General features: G+C 64.3%; 25 protein-coding genes. 15 read left to right on the top strand and 10 right to left on the bottom strand.

All coding sequences use genetic code 11. The features are described 5' to 3' along the window. Positions 1-30: 30 nt before the first annotated feature. Entirely contained in the window at positions 31-2,154 is a 2,124-nt protein-coding gene (recQ, locus tag ACGLWX_RS14100) for a DNA helicase RecQ (RefSeq protein ID WP_396240585.1), read from the top strand. 7 nt (positions 2,155-2,161) lie between these two features. Here recQ and mtnA read toward each other — a convergent pair whose 3' ends face one another. Continuing rightward, positions 2,162-3,178, bottom strand: a complete 1,017-nt coding sequence (mtnA, locus tag ACGLWX_RS14095; protein WP_396240583.1) for an S-methyl-5-thioribose-1-phosphate isomerase — start codon at positions 3,176-3,178, stop codon at positions 2,162-2,164. A gap of 82 nt (positions 3,179-3,260) precedes the next feature. Between mtnA and mtnB the strand changes: the two genes are divergently transcribed. From mtnB to ACGLWX_RS14065, 6 genes are all read left to right on the top strand, one after another. Further along, entirely contained in the window at positions 3,261-3,845 is a 585-nt protein-coding gene (mtnB, locus tag ACGLWX_RS14090) for a methylthioribulose 1-phosphate dehydratase (protein WP_396240581.1), read from the top strand. Next, positions 3,842-4,528 carry an acireductone synthase gene (gene mtnC / locus ACGLWX_RS14085; protein ID WP_396240579.1) on the top strand — a complete coding sequence of 229 codons (687 nt, stop codon included), beginning with the start codon at positions 3,842-3,844 and terminating at the stop codon, positions 4,526-4,528. Before mtnB ends, mtnC begins: the two co-directional genes overlap by 4 nt. A 30-nt stretch (positions 4,529-4,558) precedes the next feature. Beyond that, entirely contained in the window at positions 4,559-5,107 is a 549-nt protein-coding gene (locus ACGLWX_RS14080; protein WP_252106134.1) for an acireductone dioxygenase, read from the top strand. A gap of 166 nt (positions 5,108-5,273) precedes the next feature. Next, a complete protein-coding gene (locus ACGLWX_RS14075) occupies positions 5,274-6,764 on the top strand; it encodes a sugar ABC transporter ATP-binding protein (RefSeq protein WP_396240577.1) in 1,491 nt (496 codons plus the stop codon). After that, positions 6,700-7,788, top strand: coding sequence for an ABC transporter permease (locus ACGLWX_RS14070; RefSeq protein WP_396240575.1), 1,089 nt, complete (start codon positions 6,700-6,702; stop codon positions 7,786-7,788). Before ACGLWX_RS14075 ends, ACGLWX_RS14070 begins: the two co-directional genes overlap by 65 nt. Before the next feature lie 84 nt (positions 7,789-7,872). Next, positions 7,873-8,922: a substrate-binding domain-containing protein gene (locus tag ACGLWX_RS14065; RefSeq protein WP_252106131.1), complete on the top strand. Its 1,050-nt coding sequence runs from the start codon at positions 7,873-7,875 to the stop codon at positions 8,920-8,922. Positions 8,923-8,978: 56 nt separating this feature from the next. Here the strand turns inward: ACGLWX_RS14065 and mtnK are convergent, their stop codons facing one another. Further along, a complete protein-coding gene (mtnK, locus tag ACGLWX_RS14060; protein WP_396240573.1) occupies positions 8,979-10,244 on the bottom strand; it encodes an S-methyl-5-thioribose kinase in 1,266 nt (421 codons plus the stop codon). A gap of 73 nt (positions 10,245-10,317) precedes the next feature. Continuing rightward, the gene (locus tag ACGLWX_RS14055) at positions 10,318-11,559 is read right to left on the bottom strand and encodes a diguanylate cyclase domain-containing protein (protein ID WP_396240571.1); all 1,242 of its coding nucleotides are present in this window, start codon (positions 11,557-11,559) and stop codon (positions 10,318-10,320) included. A 144-nt stretch (positions 11,560-11,703) separates the two neighbouring features. Between ACGLWX_RS14055 and ACGLWX_RS14050 the strand changes: the two genes are divergently transcribed. After that, positions 11,704-11,988, top strand: coding sequence for a YrhK family protein (locus ACGLWX_RS14050; RefSeq protein WP_396240569.1), 285 nt, complete (start codon positions 11,704-11,706; stop codon positions 11,986-11,988). A gap of 36 nt (positions 11,989-12,024) precedes the next feature. On the opposite strand, the gene ACGLWX_RS14045 is transcribed toward ACGLWX_RS14050, so the two are convergent. From ACGLWX_RS14045 to ACGLWX_RS14035, 3 genes are read right to left on the bottom strand one after another with little or no spacing between them, the layout of a single operon-like run. Next, positions 12,025-13,500, bottom strand: a complete 1,476-nt coding sequence (locus ACGLWX_RS14045) for a PhnE/PtxC family ABC transporter permease (protein ID WP_396240567.1) — start codon at positions 13,498-13,500, stop codon at positions 12,025-12,027. Further along, positions 13,500-14,153: a phosphonate ABC transporter ATP-binding protein gene (locus ACGLWX_RS14040; RefSeq protein ID WP_396240565.1), complete on the bottom strand. Its 654-nt coding sequence runs from the start codon at positions 14,151-14,153 to the stop codon at positions 13,500-13,502. The genes ACGLWX_RS14045 and ACGLWX_RS14040 overlap by 1 nt, the downstream gene beginning before the upstream one ends. Positions 14,154-14,155: 2 nt before the next feature. Then, positions 14,156-15,022, bottom strand: a complete 867-nt coding sequence (locus ACGLWX_RS14035) for a putative selenate ABC transporter substrate-binding protein (RefSeq protein ID WP_396240563.1) — start codon at positions 15,020-15,022, stop codon at positions 14,156-14,158. A 379-nt stretch (positions 15,023-15,401) separates the two neighbouring features. On the opposite strand from ACGLWX_RS14035, the gene ACGLWX_RS14030 reads away from it, so the two are divergent. The 4 genes from ACGLWX_RS14030 (at position 15,402) to ACGLWX_RS14015 (ending at position 19,684) form a co-directional block, all read left to right on the top strand. Beyond that, the gene (locus tag ACGLWX_RS14030) at positions 15,402-15,887 is read left to right on the top strand and encodes a peptide-methionine (S)-S-oxide reductase (RefSeq protein WP_396240561.1); all 486 of its coding nucleotides are present in this window, start codon (positions 15,402-15,404) and stop codon (positions 15,885-15,887) included. A gap of 85 nt (positions 15,888-15,972) precedes the next feature. After that, positions 15,973-16,950 carry an ABC transporter substrate-binding protein gene (locus tag ACGLWX_RS14025; RefSeq protein ID WP_396240559.1) on the top strand — a complete coding sequence of 326 codons (978 nt, stop codon included), beginning with the start codon at positions 15,973-15,975 and terminating at the stop codon, positions 16,948-16,950. Beyond that, positions 16,950-18,653, top strand: coding sequence for an ABC transporter permease (locus ACGLWX_RS14020; RefSeq protein ID WP_396240557.1), 1,704 nt, complete (start codon positions 16,950-16,952; stop codon positions 18,651-18,653). The genes ACGLWX_RS14025 and ACGLWX_RS14020 overlap by 1 nt, the downstream gene beginning before the upstream one ends. Continuing rightward, positions 18,641-19,684 (top strand): ABC transporter ATP-binding protein, encoded by a 1,044-nt coding sequence (locus ACGLWX_RS14015; RefSeq protein WP_396240555.1) that lies wholly within the window; start codon positions 18,641-18,643, stop codon positions 19,682-19,684. The genes ACGLWX_RS14020 and ACGLWX_RS14015 overlap by 13 nt, the downstream gene beginning before the upstream one ends. A gap of 27 nt (positions 19,685-19,711) precedes the next feature. Here the strand turns inward: ACGLWX_RS14015 and ACGLWX_RS14010 are convergent, their stop codons facing one another. The 4 genes from ACGLWX_RS14010 to ACGLWX_RS13995 form a co-directional block, all read right to left on the bottom strand. Next, entirely contained in the window at positions 19,712-19,885 is a 174-nt protein-coding gene (locus tag ACGLWX_RS14010; protein ID WP_396240553.1) for a DUF1289 domain-containing protein, read from the bottom strand. A 32-nt stretch (positions 19,886-19,917) separates the two neighbouring features. Beyond that, a complete protein-coding gene (locus tag ACGLWX_RS14005; RefSeq protein ID WP_396240551.1) occupies positions 19,918-21,066 on the bottom strand; it encodes an MFS transporter in 1,149 nt (382 codons plus the stop codon). Then, entirely contained in the window at positions 21,057-22,055 is a 999-nt protein-coding gene (locus ACGLWX_RS14000; RefSeq protein WP_396240549.1) for a GlxA family transcriptional regulator, read from the bottom strand. Before ACGLWX_RS14000 ends, ACGLWX_RS14005 begins: the two co-directional genes overlap by 10 nt. A gap of 90 nt (positions 22,056-22,145) precedes the next feature. After that, positions 22,146-22,829, bottom strand: a complete 684-nt coding sequence (locus ACGLWX_RS13995; RefSeq protein ID WP_396240547.1) for a GntR family transcriptional regulator — start codon at positions 22,827-22,829, stop codon at positions 22,146-22,148. Between the two features lie 147 nt (positions 22,830-22,976). Here ACGLWX_RS13995 and dctP point away from each other — a divergent pair, with 147 nt between their 5' ends. The 3 genes from dctP (at position 22,977) to ACGLWX_RS13980 (ending at position 25,919) form a co-directional block, all read left to right on the top strand. Continuing rightward, on the top strand, positions 22,977-23,966 hold the full coding sequence (gene dctP, locus ACGLWX_RS13990) for a TRAP transporter substrate-binding protein DctP (protein WP_252106116.1): 990 nt from the start codon (positions 22,977-22,979) through the stop codon (positions 23,964-23,966). A 94-nt stretch (positions 23,967-24,060) separates the two neighbouring features. Beyond that, positions 24,061-24,582: a TRAP transporter small permease subunit gene (locus ACGLWX_RS13985; protein ID WP_252106115.1), complete on the top strand. Its 522-nt coding sequence runs from the start codon at positions 24,061-24,063 to the stop codon at positions 24,580-24,582. Between the two features lie 2 nt (positions 24,583-24,584). Then, positions 24,585-25,919, top strand: coding sequence for a TRAP transporter large permease (locus ACGLWX_RS13980; protein ID WP_396240545.1), 1,335 nt, complete (start codon positions 24,585-24,587; stop codon positions 25,917-25,919). Positions 25,920-25,930 lie beyond the last annotated feature (11 nt).

Genomic DNA, 25,930 nt, shown 5'->3' with positions numbered 1-25,930 from the left:
GCAACGCAAACGAGCGAGGAGAGAGCGAGGATGCACGGCGAACCCCACCCGGCGCTGTCGGTGTTGCAGGAAGTCTTCGGCTTCGATCAGTTTCGCGGCCCGCAGCAGGCGATCATCGAGCACGTGACTCAAGGCGGCGACGCGCTGGTCCTGATGCCCACCGGCGGCGGCAAGTCGCTTTGCTACCAGATTCCGGCGCTTTTGCGCCAGGGCACGGCGATCGTGGTGTCACCCTTGATCGCGCTGATGCAGGATCAGGTGGCGGCACTGGTGCAAAACGGCGTGCGCGCCGCCTACCTGAACTCGAGCCTCGACTTTCAGGACGCGATGGCGGTGGAAAACCAGCTTCGGGCAGGCGACTTGGATCTTCTCTATGTAGCCCCGGAGCGCCTGGCCACCCCGCGCATGCAGGCGCTGCTGGATCAGGCGCCGATTGCGCTCTTTGCTATTGATGAAGCCCACTGCGTCTCCCAGTGGGGGCACGACTTTCGCCCGGAGTACCGCCAGCTCTCCCAGCTCCACGAGCGTTTTCCCAACGTGCCGCGCATTGCGCTCACCGCCACCGCCGACGTGCCGACCCGCGGCGACATCATCGAGCACCTGCAGCTTCAAAACGCCGCGCTCTACAACAATGGTTTCGACCGACCCAATATCCGCTACCACATCGCCGAAAATCAGGGCAACACGCGGGAGGCGCTGCTGCGCTTCATTCGCGAGAACCACGACGGCGAGGCGGGCATCGTCTACTGCCTGTCGCGCAAGAAGGTGGAGGAGACCGCGGCCTGGCTCGAACGCCAAGGGCTTACGGCGCTGCCCTACCACGCCGGGCTGCCCCCGGAGCAGCGCCAGGAGAACCAGAGCCGCTTTCTGCGCGAGGACGGCGTGATCGTAGTGGCGACCATCGCCTTTGGCATGGGCATCGACAAGCCCGACGTGCGCTTCGTGGCGCATTTGAACCTGCCCAAGAGCATCGAGGCCTACTACCAGGAGACCGGCCGTGCCGGGCGCGACGGCCTGGCCGCCGACGCCTGGATGGCCTACGGGCTGCAGGACGTGATCACCCTGCGCCAGATGCAGCAGGACTCGAGCGCCGGGGACCAACAAAAGCGCATCGAGCAGCAGAAACTCGACGCCATGCTGGGGCTTTGTGAGATCATCAGCTGCCGCCGCCAGGCGCTTCTGCACTACTTCGGCGACCATCTGGAGAAGCCCTGCGGCAACTGCGACAACTGCCTGACCCCGCCGGACACTTGGGACGCCACCGTGGCCGCGCAAAAGGCGCTGTCGTGTGTCTTTCGCACCGAGCAGCGCTTCGGCGTGACCTATCTGGTCGACGTGCTGCTGGGCAAATCGAACGAGCGAATCGCGCGCTTTGGCCACGACCGGGTGAGCACCTTCGGTATCGGCGCCGAGCTCTCTGCCAACGAGTGGAAAGCGCTCTACCGCCAGCTGATCGCGAGCGGCTACCTGAGCGTGGACATGGAGGGCCACGGCGGCATTCATCTGACCGCCCAGGCCAAGCCCGTGCTGCGCGGTGAAGAGCCGCTGACCCTGCGCAAGCCGGTCAAGCCCGCTGCCCGGCGCCGCGGCCGAGGCGCACCTGCCGCCCAGGGCCACGGCCCGCTATGGGAGGCGCTTCGCGGCCATCGCAAGGCGCTTGCCGACGAGCAGGGCGTGCCGGCTTACGTGATCTTCAACGACGCCACGCTCAACGAGCTCGTCGAGCGCCGCCCGGAAAGCCTGGACGCCTTGGGTGGCGTCACCGGCATCGGCGCGCGCAAGCTCGAGGATTACGGCGAGGGGATTCTGGCCGTGATCGCGGCGCACAAGGGCAGCGCCCAACCCGCCAGCGTCGGTGACAGCGCTCGGCAGTCCGCCGAGATGTTAAGGGAGGGTCTGACCGTCGAGGACGTCGCGAACCGGCGCGGTTTTACCGTCAATACCATCTACCGCCACTTGGCGGAGGCGATCGAAGGCGGCGCACTCCCCCTCGATGAGGTAATCACCCTGGAACCCGGCGCGCTAGAGCGCATTCAGAGCGCGATCCGTGAGCACGCGGGGGGCGGCATGCGGGCGGTGTTCGACGCCCTCGACGGCCAGGTCGACTACAACGTACTGGCCTGCGTGCGCGCCGCGATGAACGCTCCTGGCTGAGGCGCCATTAGCGCTTGCGGCAGTGCTCGCCGCGGGCAATGGCGCTTTGGTCGAACACGCCAGTATCCAGCACCCAACCGGTCACAAGCTTTGCCGGAGTGACGTCGAACGCCGGGTTCCACACCGGGGCATCCTTGGGTGCCCAGCTCGCCTCGCCGAAGGCACCGGTCACGCCGCGCACCTCTGCACCGTCGCGCTGCTCGATGGGAATCTCGGCGCCGGTGGCGCAGGCCGCATCCACCGTGGTGTAGGGAGCGACGACGTAGAACGGCACCTGGTGGTAGTGCGCCAGTACGGCGAGCATGTAGGTGCCCACCTTGTTGGCGAAGTCGCCATTGGCGCAGATCCGGTCGGCGCCGACCATGATCTTGTCGACCTTGCCCGCCGCCATCAGGCTCGCCGCCATGCTGTCGCAAATGAGCTGGTAGTCGATGCCGAGATCTTCCATTTCCCAAGCGGTGAGCCGCCCGCCCTGCAAAAGCGGTCGGGTCTCATTGACGTAGACGTGAAGCCCAAGCCCCCGGCGGTTGGCCACGGACAACGCGCCAATCGCCGTGCCCACGCCGGCGGTGGCGAGTGCCCCCGTATTGCAGTGAGTGAGCACCCGGTCGCCATCGCTCAACAGGTCCGCGCCGCGCTCGGCCATCGCCTGGCAAAGCGCCCGATCCTCCTCGAACAGCGCCGTGGCGCGCGCCCAAAGCGCCTCGGTGCCGTCATCGAAGCACGCCTCCATCGCGTCCAGGCAGTACATCAGATTCACCGCCGTGGGGCGCGTGGCACGAAGATTGTCGCTCACGCCCTGCCAGTTGCCTTCCGGGTGGCGGGCGGCGTACTGCGCCAGCACGAAGGCTGCGCTCAGCCCGATCAGGGGCGCGCCGCGAATCGCGAGACGCTTGACCGCCGCTTGCCACTGCTCAGGCGTATTGCAGGGCTCCCACTGCTCGGCCTGGGGCAGACGCGTCTGGTCCAGATACTCGAGGGAGTCGACGCTGACGCGCAGGCTACGGGATTGGGCGAGGGACATGGGCAACTCCTAAAGGGCGGCTTATCACGCGCGGAGCATATCATATAGAATGAACCGCTTTGGATAACGACCGGTACCGCGCATGACCTCAAAAGACGACCTGCTGGCGGCCATCGGCTGGGCCGCCAGCAACGGCTGGACCCCGGCCACCGGCGGCAACTTCTCCGTACGCACGGATAATGGTTATCTCGTCACCGCCTCCGGCGTCGACAAGACCCGCGTGCGCGAAGATGACCTGCTCTTGTGCGACGCGCACGGCCGCGTGCTCGAAGGCACGGGTAAACCGAGCGCCGAAAGCGACTTGCACGCCGCACTCTACCGGCTCGACTCGACGATCGGTTGCGTGCTGCACGTTCACACCGTGGCGAGCACCGTGCTCTCGCGCCGCTTCCCCCAAGGCATTGCGCTCGAAGGCTTCGAGATGCAGAAAGCGCTGTCGGGCAACACGACCCATGACGCAGCGATCACGCTGCCGGTCGTTCCCAATTCTCAGGATATGGCCGAGCTTTCGCGTCATGTAGAAGCCGGTTGGCCGATGCCCTGGGGCTTTCTGGTCGAGGGCCACGGCATCTACGCTGTGGGGGCGTCCATCGCCGAGTGCCGACGCCATCTGGAAGCGATCGAATTTCTGCTTGCCTGTGTCCTGGAAGAGAGTCGCTACTCATGAGTAATTCCACTATCCGCGCCGTGGTCATGGATGTCGAAGGCACCACCACCGACATCCGTTTCGTGCACGACGTGCTGTTCCCCTACGCCCACGACCAGTTGCCCGAGTTCGTGCACACCCACAGCGCCCAGCCCGAGGTCGCCGAGCAGATCGACGCCGTGCGCCGCGAGCTTGCAAAACCCGAGGCGAGCCTCGACGAGGTCATCGAGGCGCTGCTCTACTGGATCGAGACCGACCAGAAGGTCACCGCGCTCAAGGCGCTGCAGGGCATGATCTGGGCGGACGGCTACCAGCGGGGCGCCTTCAAGGGCCATCTCTATGACGATGTGGCCCCGCGCCTTCGTCAGTGGAAAGACCAGGGCCTTGCGCTCTACGTCTACTCCTCCGGCTCGGTGCAGGCGCAGACGCTGCTGTTTGGCCACAGCGAGGCCGGTGATCTTACGGCGCTGTTCGACGGCCATTTCGACACCCACATCGGCCACAAGCGTGAGGCGGATGCCTACCGGCGCATCAGTGATGAACTCGCCATCGCCCCGGCGTCGATCCTGTTTCTATCGGACGTGGTCGAAGAGCTCGACGCCGCCGCGCTGGCAGGCTTTAAGACGCTGCAGCTGGTACGCGAAGGCACGCAGGCGGGCACCGAGCACGGCGTCGTGGCAAGCTTCGACGACATTACCCTTTAACCGATAACGCCAATTTCAAAGGAGCGCCCCATGTCACAACTCAAGGTGTTTGCCGATCAGAACCCGCAGGCCGCGCTGATGGATATCCAGGACGGCGCGCAGATCAAGGCCGAACTCGACCGCGTCGGCGTGCGGTTCGAACGCTGGGAAACGCCCGGCGAGATTGCCGATGACGCCACCCAGGAGGAGATTCTGGCGCTGTATGAAGCGGACATCGAACGCCTCAAGGCCGAAGGCGGCTACCAGACGGTGGACGTGCTGCACATGGTGGCCACGCATCCGGAGAAGGACGCGATGCGCCAGAAGTTTCTCAACGAGCATCGTCATCACGAGGACGAAGTGCGCTTTTTCGTCAAGGGTCAGGGGCTTTTCTGCCTGCACCTCGACGACAAGGTATACCAAGTGCTCTGTACCCAGGGGGATCTGATCAGCGTGCCGGCCAACACCCCGCACTGGTTCGACATGGGCCCCGCGCCGGAATTCACCGCGCTGCGTTTCTTCGACAACGTCGAAGGCTGGGTGCCGCACTGGACCGAGAGCGATATCGCCGGACGTTTCGATCGTCTCGACCAGCTTTAAAGCGAACCTCCCGTTCACCGCGCGGCCTGCGCCGCGCGGTTGACTTTGCCCGCCCCTTTCACGATGATTTTTCGCCCTCGACTCGGGCGCGATCCCACGTTCGCGCCTTGAGATTGGCTCGCGCCCGCGCCCAACGACTCGTTCCCCAACCACAAGGAGACGCCCTTTGCCCACCGTACTGGATCTCGAGGGGATTCATAAATCCTTCGGTAGCAACGAGGTGCTGCGCGGCGTGGACCTTTGCCTGGAGGCCGGAGAGGTCACCGTGCTGATGGGCGCCAACGGCGCAGGCAAGTCGACGCTTGTGAAAGTGATCAGCGGCTACCACGCGGCGGACACCGGCCAGATGACTCTGGCCGGCGACGACTACCGCCCCTTGAGTGCCCGCGCGGCGATCCACCGGGGCGTGGTGACCGTTCATCAGTCGATCGACGACGGCGTCATTCCGGATTTGTCCGTGGCCGACAACCTGATGCTCGACCGGCTCGCCGCCCGCGAGTACGGCCTGTGGGTGAGCCGCCGGACGCTCAATGCGCAAGCCGAAGAGATCGCCCGCACCATGGGACTCACTTTTGATCTCAACGCCCGGGTGGCGGACCTCACCGTGGCGGACCGGCAGATGATCGGTATTGCCCGGGCGATGGCCCATACGCCGAAAGTGCTGATTCTCGACGAGCCGACCTCGTCGCTCTCCGCCGGGGAAGCCGAGCGGCTGTTCCAGGTACTCGAGCGCCTGCGCGACCAGGGCGTGGCGATTCTCTATATCTCGCACCGCATGTCCGACATCAAGCGCCTGGCCGACCGCATCATCTGCCTGCGCGACGGCCAAGTATCTGGCGTGTTCGAGCAGGCGCCGCTGGACGTCAGCGGCGCGGTTCACGCGATGCTGGGCCAGACGATGGCCGCCGCCGCCGTCACCCCGGTCACCGCCGGCGCACCGGTGCTGTCGCTAAACGGCGTGCGCCTGGCCCCGGAGGCCGCACCGGTCGATGTCGAAGCCTGCGACGGCGAAGTGGTGGCCTTTACCGGGCTACTGGGCAGCGGTATGGAAGCACTGGCCGAGACCCTGTTTGGCCAGCGCCCGCTACACAGCGGGCAGATGCGCCTGGATGGCCGCGCTTACCGCCCCGCCAGCGTGCGCGAGGCGCTGGCGGCGGGGGTGTTCATGTCGGTCAAGGACCGGGCCAGCAACGCCGTGGTGAAGGATTTCAGCATCACCGACAACCTGACCCTGCCCTTTCTGAAAGCGTTTTCCCACGGGCCGTTTTTGAGCGCCGCCCGCCAAACGCGCGCCACCGCACGGATGGTCGACACGCTCGGTATCAAGTGCCAGTCGCTGGATGAGCCCATCACCACGCTCTCCGGTGGCAATCAGCAGAAGGTGATGATCGGGCGCTGGCTGCAGACGCGCTGCCGGGTGCTGCTGCTCGACGAGCCGTTTCAGGGCGTGGACATCGGCGCGCGTCGGGATATCGGCCGCCATATCCGCGAAAGCGCCCCCGGGCGTGCCACATTAGTGTTCGTTTCCGATATCGACGAGGCGATCGAAATCGCCGATCGCATCATTGTTTTACACGAAGGAGCCATTGCCGGTGAGCAACTCAACCAGAACCTCGACCTCGACACCCTCGTCGCCCAGGCCGCCGGCAACGGCTAGCACGGCCAGCGCCAAGGCTCAGACCCTCGAGTTCGCCATTCGTTACGGCTTTTTGCTGCTGCTGGCGGGGCTGGTGATCTACTTCAGCTTGGCCGCGCCCGGCTTCGCCAACCCGCGCTCGGCGGTGTTCGTGCTGCAGTCCGTGGCCATCACCGGTATTTTGGCCCTGGGCGTGACCACTACGCTCGTGGTCGGCGGGTTCGATCTTTCCATCGGCGCGGTGGCCACCACCTCGCTGATGCTCGCCGCCTACGTCATGGTGGTGCTCGAACAGTCCGCCGTGGTGGCGGTGGCGCTGTGTCTATTGATGGGCGCGCTGGTCGGGCTGATCAACGGGCTTTTGATCGTGAAGTGCCGCATTCCCGACCTGCTCGCCACGCTCGGCATGATGTTTCTTTTGATCGGCCTCCAGCGTATTCCCACCCAAGGGAATTCGATCGCTACCGGCATGACGCTCACCGACGGCTCAACGGCGCAGGGCATCTTCTCAGAAGCGTTTTTGTGGCTGGGCCGCCACCGCTTCGATCTGGTGATCGAGCGGCTGATCCCCGTACCGGTGGTCGTTTTTCTGCTGATCGCGCTGGCGGTGTGGCTCTTTCTAGGCTTCACCCGCCACGGGCGGCTGATGTACGCCATCGGCTCCAATGAGCGCGCCACCGCGCTGGTGGGGGCGCCGGTCGAGCGCTACAAGATCGCGGCTTACATGATCTCCGGCGTCACCGCGGCCATCGGCGGCGTACTGCTCGCCGCGCGCCTGGGCCGAGGCGACATCGCCAGCGGCAACAACCTGCTGCTCGATAGCGTCGCCGCGGCGCTGATCGGTTTCGCGGTGCTGGGCGCGGCGCGGCCCAACGCCTTTGGCACGGCCATGGGCGCCCTCTTCGTGGGCATCCTTTTACAGGGCATGACGATGATGAACGCGCCCTACTACACCCAGGATTTCGTCAAGGGCGCCGTGCTGGTGCTCGCGCTGATGTTCACCTTTTACCTCGCCTCGCGGCGCGGGGCCGTTTCACGCCACTAAGGTTACTCACAGCGCTAAGGCTACTCACAGCACCAAGGCCATTCACAACATCAAGACCACTCACAACACTAACGGGAACACGCCATGCTCAAACGTTTTGCGCTTCACCTCACCGCTGCTGCCACCCTCGCCGCCGGTATCGGCACCGCCTCGGCCGAGCCGCGTCCGGCGCCCTTCGACGCCCCGGAAGACATCGATATCGCACTGATTCGCTATATCTCCACCGGCGACTTTTTCCAGGCCTATCTGTCCGGCGTCGAAGCCCAGGCCGAGGCGCTCGGGGTGAACCTGCGCGTGCTGGATAGCCGCCAGGACGCCGCCCTGCAAGCGGACATGGTCGACCAGGCGATCGCACTCGGCGTGGACGGGATCATCATTCAGCACGGCCTGCCGGAATCCATGCAGGCCGCCGCCGCGCGCGCCGTCGAGGCGGGCATCGACGTGGTCGCCTTTGACGTAGAGGTCGACAACCCGGCCATCCCACAGATCGAGCAATCCGATTACCTGCTCGGCGAACTCGCACTCGACCAGGCCCTCGAGGACAACGGCGACGCCTTCACAGCGGGTTACGTCTACGTGCCGGGCATCGCTCCGCTGGACCGGCGCAACGCGGCCTGGGAAGCGTTCAAGGCCGAACACCCGAGCGTCACCGAGGCCGCCGTTTTCGGCACGCTGGACAACCCTATCGCCAACTCGGTCGCCAACCAGGCCCGCGCGGTGATTCAGGCCAACCCGATGATCGACGTGTTCTTCGCGCCTTACAACGAGTTCGCGGCGGGGGTGAAAATCGCTGTGGACGAAATGGGCCTGGGCGATGATATCTCGATCTACTCGGCGGATATCTCCACTTCGGACATCGCCGCCATGCGTGAGCCGGGCTCGCCCTGGGCGGCAACGGTCGCCACCAATCCAACGGTGGTCGGCGAAGTGTCGCTGCGAACCCTGGCGCTTTTGATGGCCGGCGAAGACCCGGGCCAACAGGTGGTCGTGCCGCCCACGCTGATCACCCGCGAATTTTTGAACGACAACGCGATCACTAATATGGAAACGCTGGCCGAGAAGATGCCGCAGTTCGCCCATGCCGATGTCGCGCTGGCCGACTGGCTGCCACTACCGGGCACCGGCGCGCAGTAACGACCAAAAACGATAACGCGGGCCGAGGCCCGCGTTATCGTTAGTGTCTTCTCCTCTCACCGATGGTAGGCACGCGCCAGCGCCAGCAGCGCGTGGGCCTTGCGGTACGCGCTGGGGTTGACCACCAATTCCTCGCCCATCTTGAGATTACGCGTTTCCAGCCTGGCGCGAAGCACCGTGTCCTCGATTTCTTCGAAATCCGCGTTGTGGGCAAGCGAGAGCACTCGGCGGTGCATCTCGATGCCACAATAGGCCAGCGCGTCGTCGCGAAGCTCCAACAGCAGCGTTTCGCAGGCGGTGTCGCTCTCCTGATTCTGGTCCTCGAACAGCGCGCGGGGGTAGAGAATGCCGCTACGCTCGGTGTGCCAGAGGCGGCGAAACTCGTCATCGAAACGGTTCAAACACTCGCCGATCACCTCGAGAATCCACGCCTGATACGCCTCGAGTGCTTCCGGCGCCCGGTGGGCGGGCTGGCTGAAGTAGGCCATCAGAAAGTTCGCCACCGCCATGCCGAGATCGAAGGCCATCGGCCCGTACTGGGAGAACTCCGGGTCGATCACGCGCACGCTGTCATCGGTCGCCATGATCGAGCCGGAGTGCAGGTCGCCGTGAATCATGGTTTCGGTGTTAGCGGTGAACTTCAAAAGCATCCGCTGGGCCTTCGCCTTGAGCAGGGCGTTACCGCGAAGCGCCGCCACGGTCTCGGCAAGCTCGGGCGTGTGGTGATTCATCTCGGCACCATAATAGGGGTCGGTGAACACCAGTGACTCGGTAATGGCGGGAATCGCTACGTTGCCGGAGAAAAGCCCGACGTCGGCTTTCTTTTCCGGGCTCGAGAGCGAAAGCTCCGAGCCGCGAAAGGCGGTGCGCGCGCAGAACTCGCCCACGACCTTACCAAGCCCCTCGACCCGCTGGCCCTTGATCAGCTTGCGGCGCAGAATGACGTGCGGGTGCAGATACTCCATCACGATCAGCGCCTGGGCCTTGTCGAAGTAGTACACCTCGGGGGCGACGCCAGGGGCGCGCTTGGCCTGACGCACCAGCGCGTAGTACTCGAAGTGCGCCCGGTAAAGCGGCAGCGGCCAGCTCTCGCCGACCATGCGCACGTAGGGCAGCGCCTGCTTGACCACCACGCTGCCCGTCTCGCCGGTGACGATGAACACCAGGTTCAAGTTGCCGTCGCCCACCTCACGCACGTCCCACTGAGCGGGGTCGCCGCCCACGCGTCGCGCAACGTCGCCGACGCCCCCTAACCGTGCGCCCAGCGTCGCCACGTCGAGCGCTTCGTAACCGTCGGATTTACCGCTTTGATCGCCCTGCACAGCCGTCTCCTTCGAAAATAGTCGGCCTATTTGTGCCTGGCGCGAAAGCAAAGTCAAATCGACAGCGTGGCGTTCATGGTGTGTCCAAAAGCCCGCTCGCCTCATTCACTCTATGTTTGGAACTCGCTTCGGCCAGGAAGGTGCGGTTGCGCCCGGCAAGCTTTGCCTGGTAGAGCGCGGCGTCGGCCAGGGTCAGCAGATCGCTTGGCGCCGTCACCTCACTTTGGCTCGATACCGCAACGCCGATGCTGACCGTCACGATCGCTGACTCAGCGACGCCGGGATTGGGAATATGTAGCGCTTCGATACGCCGGCGCACGCGCTCGGCGGTTTGGTACGCCTGGTATGAAGAGATGTTCGCCAGCAGCAGCGCAAACTCCTCGCCGCCGATACGCGCGACCTGGTCGATCTCGCGGCTTTCGGCCTGCAAGGCGGCGGCGATCCGTCGCAGGCACTCATCGCCTTCGGGGTGGCCATAATGGTCGTTGTAGGCTTTGAAGTGATCCACGTCGATGATCAAGAGACTCAGCGGCGCCTGAGAGATGAGCGCCTCTTGCCACCCGGCGTCCAGCGCGGCTTCGAACTGACGTCGATTGCCGATATTGGTCAGGGGGTCGGTCAGCGAAAGTTTCGAGAGTTTTTCGTTATCCTGCCGGTAGTGGCCGGAGCGCATTCTTTCTCGCAGCAGCAGCAAATAGGCGCGCCGTTCGTTGCGCTCCAGCCGATAGCAGGTGACCAGCGTGAAAAGCGCCGTGGAAAAGATTCCCAGGCACGCTAACCACTTGGCCTCTGCCGGCATGGGCTCATACCCGACGAGGGTCGCCAGCATGAACGCGATACATACCGCCGTGGTCACGCAGGCAAACGTGAATCGCAGCGGGAAAAACGTGTTGCCGGCCACCAAAATCAAACCGAAACAGTACACGTCGTAGTACGAAAAGGGAGCCTGTGAGGCACGTAGCACGATACAGGAGGCGACCATGGCGCCCACGACGATATTTGCGACGAGCGTTTCACGCCAAAACGGCGTTACCCCCCGATACAGCATCCAAAAGGCAGGAACCCCGATCAGCAGTACGGCGCCCAGCCGCACCATCAGGACGAAATCAAAAATGCCGGAGCGAAACGTGTAGTCGTTGGCCAGAAACAGAAAATAAATGGGGGTAGCGATCAGCGTCGAAACCAGCAGGCTGCGACGCCGCCGGCTCTGGGTATCGGCTTCGAACTGCGCCTCAAGCGGGGAAGGAAAGCTCAGACGAAACTCGGTTCGCGAAAGTTCCGTGTCCACGGCTTTCGCTAACGTCCTGTCTTCCATACGCTCTCCCATGCCCGCAACGCTTTACCTTTTATTACATTTTACGGCACGTTTTGGACAATGACACGCCGCGTAGCCTAGGTAATAGCATCATGTGACACACGTTCTATCATTAACGTTCGTTTTTAAATGAAGGAGATTTCCATGCAGCGCCAACAACATCCCCAAAGTGGCGACTGGCTTTTTACCATCGGTCAGCGCGAACTCGTCGTTCATCAGCGTTACGAAGCACTCAGCATCGTTAACGATATTCTGATCGGTATCTGGTTCGTGATTGGCAGCGTCTGCTTCTTTTTCGAGGGCAGCGTACAGACCATCGGCGTATGGCTTTTTCTGATTGGCAGCGTGCAGCTTTTGATCCGCCCGCTCATTCGACTTCACCGCTTCATCTACTTCAGGCGGCTGCCGGACACCGACCAGGACGCCTGATCAAGGCTCGGGCGACTCGACGTTGCCAGAGAGCGCCTAGCACTGCTGGCGGTTGACCCCGTGGCGCAGGCGCAAATGCCCGCGTAGGCGCCTGGCCAGCACGTCGACGCCAATGTTGAGCAGCGCGGTGATCAATATCAGCACCATCGCGCGGTCAAAACGAATCTCCTGGATCGCGCTGTCCACGTAGAAACCGAGGGTGGCGATGCCGAGGATGCCCAGAATCGCCGTCTCGCGCATGATGATCTCCCAGCGGTAGAACAAAAGCGCCAGAAAGGGGCCGTAAAGTCGGGGCACCATCTCATAGGCGTAGCGGTCGACGCCCGTCGGGGCATCCTGCCTAAGTGTCACCTCGTTGCTGCGCCGGCCTACCAAGTGCGCGATGATGCCGCCGTTGTGCAGCGCCAGCGCCACCACCGCCGGCAGCATCGACGGCCCCCAGAGCTGCAGCAGGATGAACGCGAGCATGTACTCCGGCGTCGAGCGCATCACCACCAGCACTACGTGGCCTGCCACGCCGCCGAAGCGGCCCGTGAAGTGGCGCGAAATCAGCGGGAAAAGCAGCAGCGCCAGCGCTCCGGTGGCCACTAGCGCGATTTGGGTGAGCAGCAGCGTATTCCAGATGCCCGGCAGCGCTTGGTCGACGAACAGCCGGGTAAACCACTCCCATAGTGCGGGAAGCCCCTCTCCTCGTCTGAGCGGCGCGGGCACGATGTCCTCGGTAAAAAACCGCGTCACGTTCGCCCACATGATGGGAAGCCCGGTGCCCAGCAGGAAAGGTGCGACGAGCAAATACAGCGGCAGGATTTTCGGGCGCACCCACCAGCGCAGCGTGCCGATCAGCGCGTAGAACATCAGCAGCAGCGCCCCGACCGTCGAGTAGTGGCCCTGGGCGAACGCTGCCATCAGGTGATAGCCGATGGTCGGCATGCCGACGAAACCGAGCACCGCGCTGGAGCGCAGCCCGCACTCCAGCCGGTAGGCCGTGTAGCTCACCAAATGAGGCCAGGCCTGGCTGATGCGCGCGTAAACGAGTTTGGAGACCCGATCGGCCCCGCGCGGCAGCACCTCATCGGGCAGCGGATCGGTTTCATCGAGGATTTCCGCGTAGACCTTGGCAAAGATCCCCGCGTAGGGAATGGCAATGGCCAGCACCCCGGTAATCGGGTGCAGGCCGAAGCTTTGCAGAAAGATCAGTGCCCAGAAGAGTTCGTGGATGGCGCGGATGAAGGCGCTGAAGGTGCGCACCCACCAACGGTGAAAAACCAGCGCCAGCAGCATCCCGGCCAGCGCCCCAACCCCGACGCCCACGAAGGCAAACGCCACGGTGCGCAAAAGCGCCTCGCCAAGCGAATCGACGGCGGTGAAATCCGGCTGGATCACGCCTAAAAAGAGCTGGCCAAGCGAGTGCCAGGGGTCATGGGCGCTGATCTCGAAATCGCCAAGCGCCAGGCACACCAGCGCCAGCACAACGAGCCCGAGTGTGACGCGGGTCGTGGCGGAGAGCGGCATCAGTAGAGATCCTGAAGAGAGGCCGCCGTGAGCGTCTCGCTCGGCGCATCCAGCGCGATGGCGCCATCCTTGAGCCCGACGATGCGGGTGCAAAACGCAAGCGCCAGCTCCAGATCGTGCATCGCCAGCACCGTGCGCGGGTAGCCTTGGGTCAGCTTGCCCATGATCACGCTTGCCTGGGGGCCATCGAGCGCTGAGACCGGCTCGTCGGCCAGTAAGAGCGCCCCTTGCTGATAGAGCACCCTGGCCGCCGCCACCCGCTGGCGCTGGCCACCGGAGAGCTCGCCGCAGGGGGTCCAGCGTTTCTCGCCAATACCCACCTCATCGAGCAGCGCGACGATCTCATCGATGTCGCGCTTCCAGGGTTTGGCAAGCGTTGCCAGGTTACGCCACCAGGCGTGGCGGTCGAGCCTTCCCATATAGACGTTGTGAAACACCGACAGCGTATCCACTAGCCCCAACGCCTGGGGCATCAGCGCCACCGGCTGTGTCTGCCAGCGGTCATACATCAACGAGAGCAGCGTGGACTTGCCCGCTCCGCTTTTGCCGACCAGCGCCACGTGCTCGCCCTTGTCGATCGAAAGCGAAAGCGGCCCGAGCACCCGCGTGGCGCCGTAGTGCGCCTCGGCGTCTTGTAAAACGAAGTCGCTCACCCTTACAGCAGATCCAGCGACACGGCGACGTCATGAATCGGCTGGAAATCCTCGTTCGAGGCGGGGATGAAGCCCGAGCGCGGGAAGCTCGCCAGAAGATCCGGGTCGTCCATGTCCAAAAGTGCCTGCTGCAACCGCTCGGTGAACCCTTCGCCGAAGCGCTCGTCGACGTCGCCGCGCACGGTCCAGTGGTAGTCCGGGTAAGTCGGCGACTCCCAAACGATCTGCACCTGCTCCGGGTCGACGTTGCCCTGTTCGACCTCGTTCTCCCAAGCGGTATAGCTCAACACGCCCGCTTGATAAGCGCCGGACTGCACCAGCGACACCGTGCGGCTGTGGTTGCCGCTGTAGCCCACGCGCGAAAAAAGCTCGTCCGGCGAGGCGCCGAGGTCGCGGGTCAAAAAGTACTCCGGCATCAGCCGCCCGGAGGTCGAGCTTTGCGAACCGAAGGTAAAGGTAAGCCCTTCGAGCGCCTCCGGGGCGGTATCGGACTCGACCGGCTCGATGCCGGTGGACGCGTTGGCGATAAAGTAGCTCTTGTAGGCCTGATCCTCGACGCCCTGGGCGATGGCCTGAGAGCCCGGCACCAGCTCGCGCGCCTGTACGCCGGTAAAGCCGCCGAACCAGGCCAGCTGCACCTGGTTGTTGCGAAACGCGGTGACCGAGGCGGCGTAGGAGGTCACAGGGATAAAACGTACATCGACGTCGAGTTCCTCGGCCAGGTAGTCCGCCACGGACTGAAAACGCTCCTGCAGACGCGTTTCATCCTCGTCGGGAATGGCGGTAAACACCAGCGTATCGGCGGCGGCAAGCGGCGACACCAGCGCAAACAGAACGGCCGCGCGGGCCAGTAGCGGTTGGCGAGACATAAGATCGTCCTTTCATGAATGAAGAAATCGGCGCCGAGCACGCCGAAGCAAACCTCGTGACAGCATACCAGCATCGCGGTCGTTGGCAGTTAAAAGGTGCTTAAAAACATCATCCTTTACCGCCAGAGGATTGTCGACGCTCATCGGGCGACGGGCATCTTGCGTGCGAAAATGGGTCCGCACAACGCGCCAGGCTTCAGAGCGTGATTTCGGTGGCAGGAGCGACACCGGGCGCTGACGCGTTTGATAGGCTCTGTATTTGATCAGCCTATATTTGATAGACCCTGTAAAAGCCTCTATAAAAAGCGCTCGATTAAATCAACGCCGCCCTTCTTCTCTCGTTTTTAAGCGGGCGGTATTTGGGTGATGAGTAAAACGGATGGCCATACACGAGATCTTTTTTGCCGGCGGCTGCCTGTGGGGCGTGCAGGAGTTCATGCGCCACCTCCCCGGGGTCGTGAGCACCGAGGCCGGGCGGGCCAACGGCGCGTCTTCGACCACCGCCTCGAACTACGACGGCTACGCCGAGTGCGTGCGCGTCGAGTTCGATACGCGCGAGGTGGGCGTGGCGGCCCTGATGGGATACTTCTTTGAAATCATCGACCCCTACAGCGTTAACCGCCAGGGGGAAGATGTCGGTGAAAAATACCGCACCGGCGTCTACAGCCGACAAGCGGCGCACCTTGAGGCGGCCAGGGCCTATATTCACGCGCGTGACGATAGCGACAGGATCGCGGTAGAAGTGGCGCCGCTTTCCAACTATGTCAAAAGCGACCCGGAACATCAGGATCGCTTGATCCTCAACCCCAACGACTACTGCCACATACCGCTCGATCTGCTGCACAAGTATCGCGTTTGCAAGTGAAGGTGTTCACCCAAGCGGCGCTGTCATGGAAGTGTAAGCCAACGCTCGTAGGCTAGTGGACGCTCACCTTTCTGGAGACGTCCCCATGCTCAAACGCCCGCTTTGCCTTGCCGTTGTGCTCTCGGCCCTTACGCTTGCCGGCGCCAGCGCCGCTGACACGCTCACGCTCTACACCAGCCAGCCCCAAAGCGACGCTCAGCAGACCGTCGATGCGTTCATGGCCGCCCATCCCGACATCGAGGTGGAGTGGGTGCGCGACGGCACCACGCGCTTGATGACGCGGCTGCGCTCGGAGCTTGCCGCCGGCGTGAGCAATCCGGACGTGCTCCTGATCGCCGACAGCATGACCATGGAGTCGCTCAAGCGCGACGGCCACCTGCAGCCCTACCAGAGCCCGGAGCGCGAGGCGTTCGATTCGAGTATTTTCGATCCGGACGGCTACTACTACGGCACCAAGCTGATCACCACCGGCATCGTCTACAACACCGGCGCCGAGCATCGGCCGTCGAGCTGGCAGGACCTGCTCGACCCCGATTACGAAGGCCTGGTGGCCATGCCAAGCCCGCTCTACTCCGGGGCGGCGCTGATCCATATGGCGGCGATCACCGACAACCCCGCGCTGGGTGAGGCGTATTACGAGGGGCTTCGCGATAACCGCGTCGAGGCGCAAAGCGGCAACGGCGGCGTGTTCAACGCCGTCGCTGCGGGCACCAAGGCCTACGGCATCGTGGTGGATTTTCTACCGATTCGCGAAGCGGCCAAGGGCCCGCCGGTCGCGTTCGTATTTCCCGACGAGGGCGTAAGTGCGGTGACCGAGCCGGTGGCGATCATGGCGGATGCCGACAACGTCGACGCCGCCCAGCAGTTCGTCGATTTCGTGCTCTCGCAAGAGGGCCAGCAGCTGGTCAGCGATCAAGGCTACCTGCCCGCCCGCGACGGCGTCGCACCGCCAGACGGCTTCCCCGCGCGGGACACCATCGAGCTGATGCCGGTGGATACCGCCCAGGCCCTCGAGCAGGAAGAGGCGCTGAAGGCGCGCTTTAGCGAGTTGTTCGGCGGCTGATGGCGATCTTCGAGATCGGTGCCGGCGGCCAGCAGCGCCGGCTTTTGACGGCCCTGACGCTCGTCATCGTCACCTTGAGCCTGGCCCCTAGCGCGCGGCTTCTATTCGAGGCGCTGGGGGATTTAAGCTTGGGCAGCGACGCGCCGCTTGTGCGCGTGCTGCAAAGTGGCGCCACCTGGCGGGCGCTCGGGTACAGCGTCTACACCTCGGGGCTGGGGACGCTGATCGCGCTCGTGCTCGGCAGCCTGTTCGCCTTTGTGATCACGCTGACCGACATTCGCGCCAAGGCGGCGCTGGTGTTCTGCTTCATGCTGCCGATGATGATTCCGCCTCAGGTGACGGCCCTTGCCTGGCTGCAGCTCTTCGGCCCGGCGAGCCCGCTACTCAAAAGCTTAGGTATCGCGCCGGCGCTCGGTAGCCCCCAGCCGCTCTACTCCGCCGAGGGCATTGCGCTGCTGCTCGGCATTCAGGCGGCGCCACTGGTGTTTCTGGCGCTGCGCACCTCTCTCTTGGCGCTGCCGCGAGAGCTCATCGAGGCCGCGCGTATCAGCGGCGCTCGCCAGTCCCAGGTATGGGGTCATATCGTGCTGCCGGTCACGCGCGGCGCTCTGGTGGCGGGGGCGGCCATGGCGTTCATCTCGAGTCTTGGTAACTTCGGCATTCCGGCCATGCTTGGCATTCCCGCCGGGATTTACGTGCTGCCCACGCTGATCTATCAGCGCATGGCGAGCTTCGGCACCGGGGTGCTGCCGGAAATGGCGTCGCTGTCGCTGTTGATCGGCATTATCGCCCTGCTCGGGGTGGCGCTTCAGCAGCGCTATCAGCGCCGCAGCCGCTTTGGGCTGACCGGCCACAGCGGCCGCGCACACGACTTTTTACTTGGTCGCCTCAAGCTTCCCGTCACGGCACTGATGGTGGCCGTGCTGCTGGTGATTCTCGTCGCCCCGCTCGCTGCCCTCATGATCAGCTCGCTGGTGCCCGCCATGGGCGTGCCGCTCAACGCGGCCACCGCCACGCTCGCAGCCTATGAAGAGGTACTGAGCCGCCAGGGCGCGACCTGGCGAGCGGTGAGCAACAGCCTGTGGCTTGCCGGCGGCGCAGCGCTTTTGCTGATGGCCGCGAGCCTGCCGCTGGCCTACCGCCTTTACCGACTGCCGCCCAGGCTTCAAGGCCTGGCGCTCGGCGCGGTGGAGCTGCCCTACGCGCTGCCCGGGGTGGTGCTTGCCATCGCCTGCATTCTGCTGTTCGTGCGCCCGCTGCCGATCATCGATATGGCGCTATACGGCACGCTGACGCTGATCTTCATCGCCTACCTGGCGCGCTTTCTGGTGGTGTGTTTGAAACCGGTGGCGGCCAGTCTCGCTCAGCTCGATCCGTCGCTGGAGGAGGCCGCCCAGCTCGCCGGCGCCGGGCCCTGGCGGCGCATGGCCACGATCGTGCTGCCACTGGTGGCGCCGGCGCTGTTCGCCGGCGGGCTGTTGGTGTTTTTGCTCGCGGTGAACGAGCTCACGGTCTCGGCGCTTTTGTGGAGCGCCGGCAACGAAACCCTGGGCGTGCTGATTTTCAATCTGGATGAAGGCGGCGAAAGCGTGCTGGCCTCGGCGGTATCAATACTGGTGGTGATGCTGGTCGCCGCGCTGATGCTGGCCCTGAGTCTGCTGGCGCCTCGCTTGCCCAAGGGAGTCGTGCCATGGCAGCGCTGAGTATCGAAGGCGTCAGCAAGTTCTTTGGCGAGCACGCCGCCGTCGATGAGCTGTCGCTTACCGTCGAGCCTGGCGAGTTCGTCGCCCTGTTAGGCCCTAGCGGCTGCGGCAAGACCACGATGCTGCGCATGCTGGCGGGCTTCGAGCCGGTCTCCCGGGGCGAGATCCGCCTGAATGACACGCTGCTGGCAAGCGCCTCGCACCACGTCGAGCCGGAGCAGCGCCACATGGCGATGGTGTTTCAGTCCTACGCACTGTGGCCGCACATGAGCGTGGCGGACAACGTCGGCTACCCCTTGAAGCTCAAAAAGGTGCGCGGTGCGGCCTACCGCGAACGCGTTCATCGGGCGCTGGCGCTGGTAGAGCTCGAAGGCTATGCCAGCCGCACGCCCCAGGCGCTTTCCGGCGGCCAGCGCCAGCGGGTGGCGCTGGCGCGCTGCCTGGTGGTGGAGCCGGCGGTGGTGCTGCTCGACGAGCCGCTGGCGAACCTGGATCGTCACCTGCGCGCCGCCATGGAGCAGAGCTTTCACGCGTTCCACCGCCGCACCCAGGCCACCATGGTCTACGTGACCCACGACCAGAGCGAGGCGATGGCGCTGGCGGATCGCATCGCAGTAATGCGCGAGGGCCGCCTCGTTCAGTGGGCCACGCCCGAAACGCTCTACCGCGAGCCCAAAAGCCAGTGGGTCGCGGGCTTCATCGGCCAGGGCAGCGAGCTTTACATCGCCAACGGCGCCCCGGGCCAGCGCCTGACTGAGGCCACATTGATGCAGGGCCTAACCACCTCGCTCGCATCACGCACTCAGCCGGTGCTGGTGCGCCCGGAGCACGTTCGCATCAAAGCCGATGCCCCGACCGCCCGGGATCTGAGCGCCCGCGTCGAGCACCAGACGTTTCGCGGCGAGCGCTTCGAGCTGCACCTGCGACTACAAGACGGCACCGCGCTCATGGCCTACCACCCGCGCGCGCTGACGCCCGGCCAATCAGTGGCGCTCACGCTGACCGAGGGCTGGTGTCTGGAGAGGGATTAGTCGCGAAAGGGACTCGCCGGAAAGATATTAGCGCGCGAGCTTTTTGCGCCGCTGCTCGGCGCGCTTGAGCGTTGACATCTTTTCCGGGCGCTTCATGGAGGACCAGCGGCTGATCTCGTCCATGTTGCGCCCGCAGCCGGTGCAGAGCCCGCTCTTGAGCTTGCAGACCCCGATACAGGGGCTTTCGATCGTCTGAGCCATGAGTGGCGCGCACCTTGTCCAAAAGCGTGATCCTACCGATATTTTTGCCACACCAGCAAGGCGATAGGCAAAAGCGACACCGGCAGCAGCCACGCGTTGAGCGCCGCCCAGCCAAGTGTGCTCACCAACGGCCCGGCTAACAGCGCCGACAGCGCCACGGTGCCGAACACCAGAAACTCGTTGGCCGCCTGTACCCGCGCTTTCTCCGCGGGGCGGTAGGCCTGGCCGACGAGCCCGGTGGCCGGCAAAAACGTAAAGTTCCAGCCAAGCCCGAGCAGCACCAGCGCCACGTTAAAGCCGGCAACGGTCAGCGAGAACTGGGCGGCCAGCGTGCTCGCCGCCAACAGCAGGCAGCCTGTGACGATCACCCTGCGAGCGCCCAGCCGGGCGATCAAGGGGCCGGTGAAAAACGATGGCGCGAACATCGCCACCACGTGCCACTGAATGGTCATCGCCACGTGGTCGAAGCCGTGGCCCGCATGCGCCATGGCCAAGGGCGTTGCCGTCATTGCCAGGTTCATCACCGCGTAGCCGACCATCGCCGAGACGACCGCCACAACGAAGGCGGGCTGGCGCAAAATCACGCCAAGCGGGCGCTGACCGCCCGTCGGTGCCTCGCTGAATGCCGGCGGCAGCCGCGTGACGAGCAGCAGACCAAGCGCGAGCACGTAGAGCGCGGCGAGCCCCGAAAAGCTTGCCAGAAACGGTATATCAAAGAGCTCGCGGCTGAACCGGGCAAGCCAGGGGCCGGCGAAGGCGGCGAGCAAGCCGCCGCCCATGACCAGCCCCAGGGCGCGCTCGCGGTGGCGCGCCTCGGCGGCTTCCAGCGCGGCAAAGCGGTAGAGCTGGCCAAAGCCGATGCCCACGCCGATCAGAAAGGTCGCGAGCAAAAAAAGCGGGAAGCGGCCCAGCGTCAGCGCCGCCATGGCCACACCGGTACCCAGAAGCCCGATCAGATTACCCAGCACGAAGCCGCGCTTACGCCCAAGCCTGCCCATGATCAAGGAGGCGGGCACGGTGGCGCACATCAGTCCCAGCCACTGGCTCGCCACCGGCATCGTGGCAAGCGAGGCACTGGGGGCGAGCGCGGCGCCGACCAGCGGCGAAACCGCGATCAACAAAATGTTGCCGCTGACCAGCAGCGCCTGGCAAAGCGATAGCAGGATGACCGTTAGCGGCATGGGGTATCTCCTTGAAGGGGTTCGCTGCGCCCGTGGTGAAAGCGCTGACGGTAAACGGACGGCGACACGCCATAGTGGCGCTGAAAGAGCCTGCGCAGCTGCTCCGCGCCGCCAAGCCCCCAGCGCCCCGCCAGCTGCTCGAGCGAGACGTTCGGGACGTCGAGCAGCGCCGTGCGCGTCTGCTCCAGGCGCAGCCGGGTCAGGTAGGTGCCGGGAGTGACCGCCAAGTGGCGCTTGAACAGTCGCGTGAGGTGGCGCGGCGAAACCGCCATGACCGCCGCCATACTCTCCAGACTATGCGCGCCGCCGGGGTCGGCGTGAAGCACATCCAACAGGCGCTTGAGCGGCCCGGCCCGGCTCTGGCCACGCAGCATTTCGCTGAACTGCGACTGCCCGCCGGGCCGATGCAAGAACATCACCAGCTCCCGGGCGATCTGCCCGGCAAGCGTGGCGCCCTGATCGGCCTCGACCAGCGAAAGCGCCAGGTCGATGCCCGCCGTGACCCCGGCGCTGGTGTAGCGCCCGCGGCTTTCGAGATACAGCGCGTCGGGCTCGACGGCAAGGCGCGGATATTCGCGCGCCAGCTGCTCTGCCCGGCGCCAGTGGGTGGTCACGCGGCAGCCGTCCAGAAGCCCCGCCTCGGCGAGCAGAAACGCCCCGCTGCAGATCGACCCCAGCCGGCGCACCTGGGGTGCCAGCTTGCAAATTGCCGCCGTCAGGGCCGGATCAAAGCGCGCCTGCATCACGCCGCTGCCGCCGACGACGAGCAGCGTATCGAGCGGCTGATGCGAAAGCTCACTCACGGCGCAGTCGGCCTTTACCGCGAGGCCGCCGTTGGTGGTGATCAAGCCCGGGGCGCTCGCCGCGAGGCTCAAGCGATAGCGCGTTTCACCGCTGAGCTTGTTGGCGGTGGCAAAGACCTGCCAGGGCCCGCTGATATCGAGCATCTGGCAGTCGGGGTAGGCGATGAAAGCGATGGGGCGCGTCACGCGGCGTCTCCGAAGCGAAAGGATCAGCCCAGTGTCCGCCGCCGGCGTTATGTCGGCAAGGACCATCACCCCACCGATCCGGACATCCCCTTAGCCAGTCGAGCCTACCTGGGCTTGAAGGCGATGAACGCTGGCGGCGAAATCGCTGAATCGCTCACCCTGGATCAACACGTGTTCGCAAAGCGCCTGCTCGGCCTGGGCGGCGTCGCCCTGAGTGATCGCATCGACGATCGTTTGATGCTCGGCCAAAGAGCCGCGCATGCGCTGGCGGACCTGCAGCTGCAGGCGTCGGTAGGGCTTGAGCCGCTGCTTGAGCTGGCGCGCCTCGAGGGCCAAAAAGGTGTTGTGGCTGGCGGCGTAGATGCACTCGTGGAAGCGCTCGTTTTCGTAGTAGTACTCGTCGGTATCGCCGGCCAGCGCCGCCGCCTCGCAGCGCCGATGGGCAGCCTGCAGGCCGTCGAGCTCCGCCTCGGTGATGCGCCGCGCCGCCAGCCGAGCGCACATGCCTTCGAGCTCCGCCATGACCTCGAACATCTCGATGAGCCGGTCAAGCCCCACGCTTGCCACGAAGGTGCCCTTTTTGGGCGACACGGTGACCAGCCCGCTCGCCACCAAGTGCTGGAAGGCCTCGCGAACCGGCGTGCGCGATACGTTGAACGCGCGGCCAAGCTCTTCCGGGTCGAGCCGCTCGCCGGGTTTTCGTCGGCCGTTGATGATGTCGTCTTCGAGACTGTCGCGTAGTCGCTGAGCGCTGGAGCGCTTGGTGGAAACCATGGCTTTTCCTCGTGCTTATCACTTATTTTTGTTATGCATGCTTCTTGACATTAGCACACTGAAACGCTATTGAAATATACATCAGTCTCACTGATGAACATTAAAAAGCGCTTCCAAACACACAAAAACAAACGTTGGAGATGCCTCATGAAACCCATCGTACTTCCGATGGCGACCGCCCTTGCGCTCTGCGCATCCGCCGCCTCTGCCGATACCGTTCTACGCGCCTCGCACCAGTTTCCCGGTGGCCAGGGCGACATTCGCGATGAAATGGTCCAGATGATGGCCCGCGACGTGGCCGCCGCCGATGTGGGCCTGACCATCGAAGTCTACCCCGGTCAGTCGCTGTTCAAGGCTCGCGAACAGTGGGGCGCCATTACCCGCGGCCGCCTCGATATCACGTCGCTGCCGCTGGATTATGCCAGCGGCCGCCACCCGGAGTTTTCGGCGACACTGATGCCGGGGCTGGTGCGCAACCAGGCTCACGCCCAACGTCTCAACGACTCCGAGTACATGACGATGATCAAGGACGTGATCATCGATGGCGGTGCCCGCGTGCTGGCGGACGCCTGGCTCTCCGGCGGCTTTGCCTCCAGCGAGCAGTGTATTACGTCTCCCGATACGGTCGACGGCCAGATTATCCGCGCGGCGGGCCCGGCGTTTGAAGAGATGCTAGAAGCCGCTGGCGCCTCGATCTCCTCGATGCCCTCCTCCGAGATCTATACCGCCATGCAGACCGGCGTACTCGACGCTGCCAACACCTCCTCGATGTCGTTCATCTCCTACCGGCTTTTTGAGCAGGTCGACTGCATGACCCAGCCTGGCGACTTTGCACTGTGGTTCATGTACGAGCCCATTCTGATCTCCGAGCAGGTCTGGCAGGGCCTCGATGAGGCCCAGCAGAACGCGCTGATGGAGGCCGGCGAAGCCGCCGAGGCGTTCTTCGCCGAAGAGGCCGCGGCGATCGATCAGCAGATGGTCGATGTCTATGAGGAGAACGGGGTCGAGGTAGTCAGCATGAGCGAAGAGGATTACAACGCCTGGCTGGATATTGCCCGCGAGACCTCATACAAAAACTTCGCCGATAACGTTCCCAACGGCCAAGCCATCATCGATGCGGCATTAGCGGTCGAGTAAGCCCTTACTCACGCTCCCCCTTGGCCACTTCGCGCGTCAGTACGCAGGAAGTGGCCAACCAGGGGTATCGCCCGCTTAGCTCGATGAGGCCTTTATGACGACTACAACGACGCAACGCCCCGCCGCGCGCGCCGGGGTCATCGGCGGGTATATCCGCTCCATGGATATGCTCTCGCGCTTTTTTGCTTATCTCGCCTGCGCGCTTTTCATCGCCGGGGTACTGGCGATCTGCCAAATGGTGTTCATCCGCTACGCGCTGGGCATGAGCACCAGTTGGCAAACCGAGTTCACCATCTTCTCCGTGACCGGCGCCATGCTGCTGGGCAGCCCCTACGTGCTGATGACCGGCGGCCACGTCGCCATCACCATTTTGCCCGACGCTCTCGGGGGCGTGATCAAGCGTGCGATGCAGCTGGTCGCCGCGCTCTTCGGGCTGGGCTTTTGTGCCGCACTTGCCTACGGCGCTTGGGTCTACGTGCTGGAGGCGTTTCACGGCGGCTGGACCACCGGCTCGGTCTGGAACCCGACGCTCTGGCCGGCACTTCTACCCATGGCGCTGGGCGCGACGCTGCTGTCGCTTCAGTACGTCGCCGAAATTCTGCGCGGGGAGGGCTAGCCATGGATCCGATTACGCTGGGTATCGTGGTGGCGGTGGGCTTGATTGTGCTGATGGCGATCGGCACGCCGATCGCGTTTGCCCTCGGCGGCGTGTCGCTGCTCGCCCTGCTCTACGATCGCGGGCCGTCAGAGCTTACCTACTTCGGTGAAACCTTCTTCGATCGTATCGCCGAGTTCGGCTTCATCGCCATTCCGATGTTCATTCTGATGGGCGCGGCGGTGGCCTCCTCGCCGACCGGGCGCGATCTTTATCGCTCGCTGGATCTGTGGATGGGCCGGCTGCCCGGTGGGCTTGCCGTGTCCAACATCGGGGCGTGTTCGATCTTTGCTGCGCTTTCCGGCTCGTCGCCGGCGACCTGCGCGGCGATCGGCAAGATGGGCATTCCGGAAATGCGCGTGCGCGGCTACCCCGACGGCGTGGCGGCGGGCTGCATTGCCGCCGGCGGCACGCTGGGAATTCTGATTCCGCCCTCGGTCACCATGATCATTTACGGCATCTCGACGGAGACCTCGATCGGGCGGCTCTTCATTGCCGGCGTCGTACCCGGCTTCATGCTGGCCGGGCTGTTCATGGTGTGGACGATGATCGCCTGCAAGCTGGCCGGTGGGTATAACAACCCCATGGCGGCGTCGGCGGAAAAGCTCACTCAAACGGTCAAAGAGAATGTCGATGCCAACCTGAAAGCACTGGTACGGGTGCTGCCCTTCCTGGCCGTGGTCGCGGGCATTCTATTCGCGCTTTACGGCGGTGTGGCCACGCCGTCGGAGGCCGCTGGCGTCGGTGCGTTTCTCTGTCTGGCCCTGGCGGTGATCATCTACCGCATGTGGCAGGTGGGGCCGATCAAGCTGATCATGCGCGACTCGCTGCGTGAAAGCGTGATGATCATGCTGGTGATCGCCACCGCCGAGGTGTTCGCCTACGCGCTCTCGTCGATGTTCATCACCCAGACCGTGGCCGAGGCGATCGCCAATCTGGAGGTCAATCGCTGGGTGCTGATGGGCGTCATCAACCTGTTTTTGCTGGTCGCCGGCTTCTTTTTGCCGCCGGTGGCGGTGATCGTGATGACCGCGCCGATTTTGCTGCCAATCATTCTGGCCGCCGACTTCGACCCCTACTGGTTCGCGGTCATCCTGACCATCAATCTGGAAATCGGCCTGATCACCCCGCCGGTGGGTCTGAACCTGTTCATCATCAAGGGCATCGCGCCGGATATTTCGCTGCGCGACATTTTGCTGGGAAGCCTGCCCTACGCGCTGTGCATGGTGCTGGGCATCCTGCTTTTGTGCCTCTTCCCCGGTATCGCCCTGTGGCTGCCCAATCTGATCATGGGCTAGAGGAGGCGCAT

The sequence above is a fragment of the Halomonas sp. HMF6819 genome, assembly GCF_044335525.1.
Taxonomy (GTDB): domain Bacteria; phylum Pseudomonadota; class Gammaproteobacteria; order Pseudomonadales; family Halomonadaceae; genus Vreelandella.
Note: the sequence above shows the minus strand (reverse complement) of the source record. Positions and strands in the feature narration are given on the sequence as shown.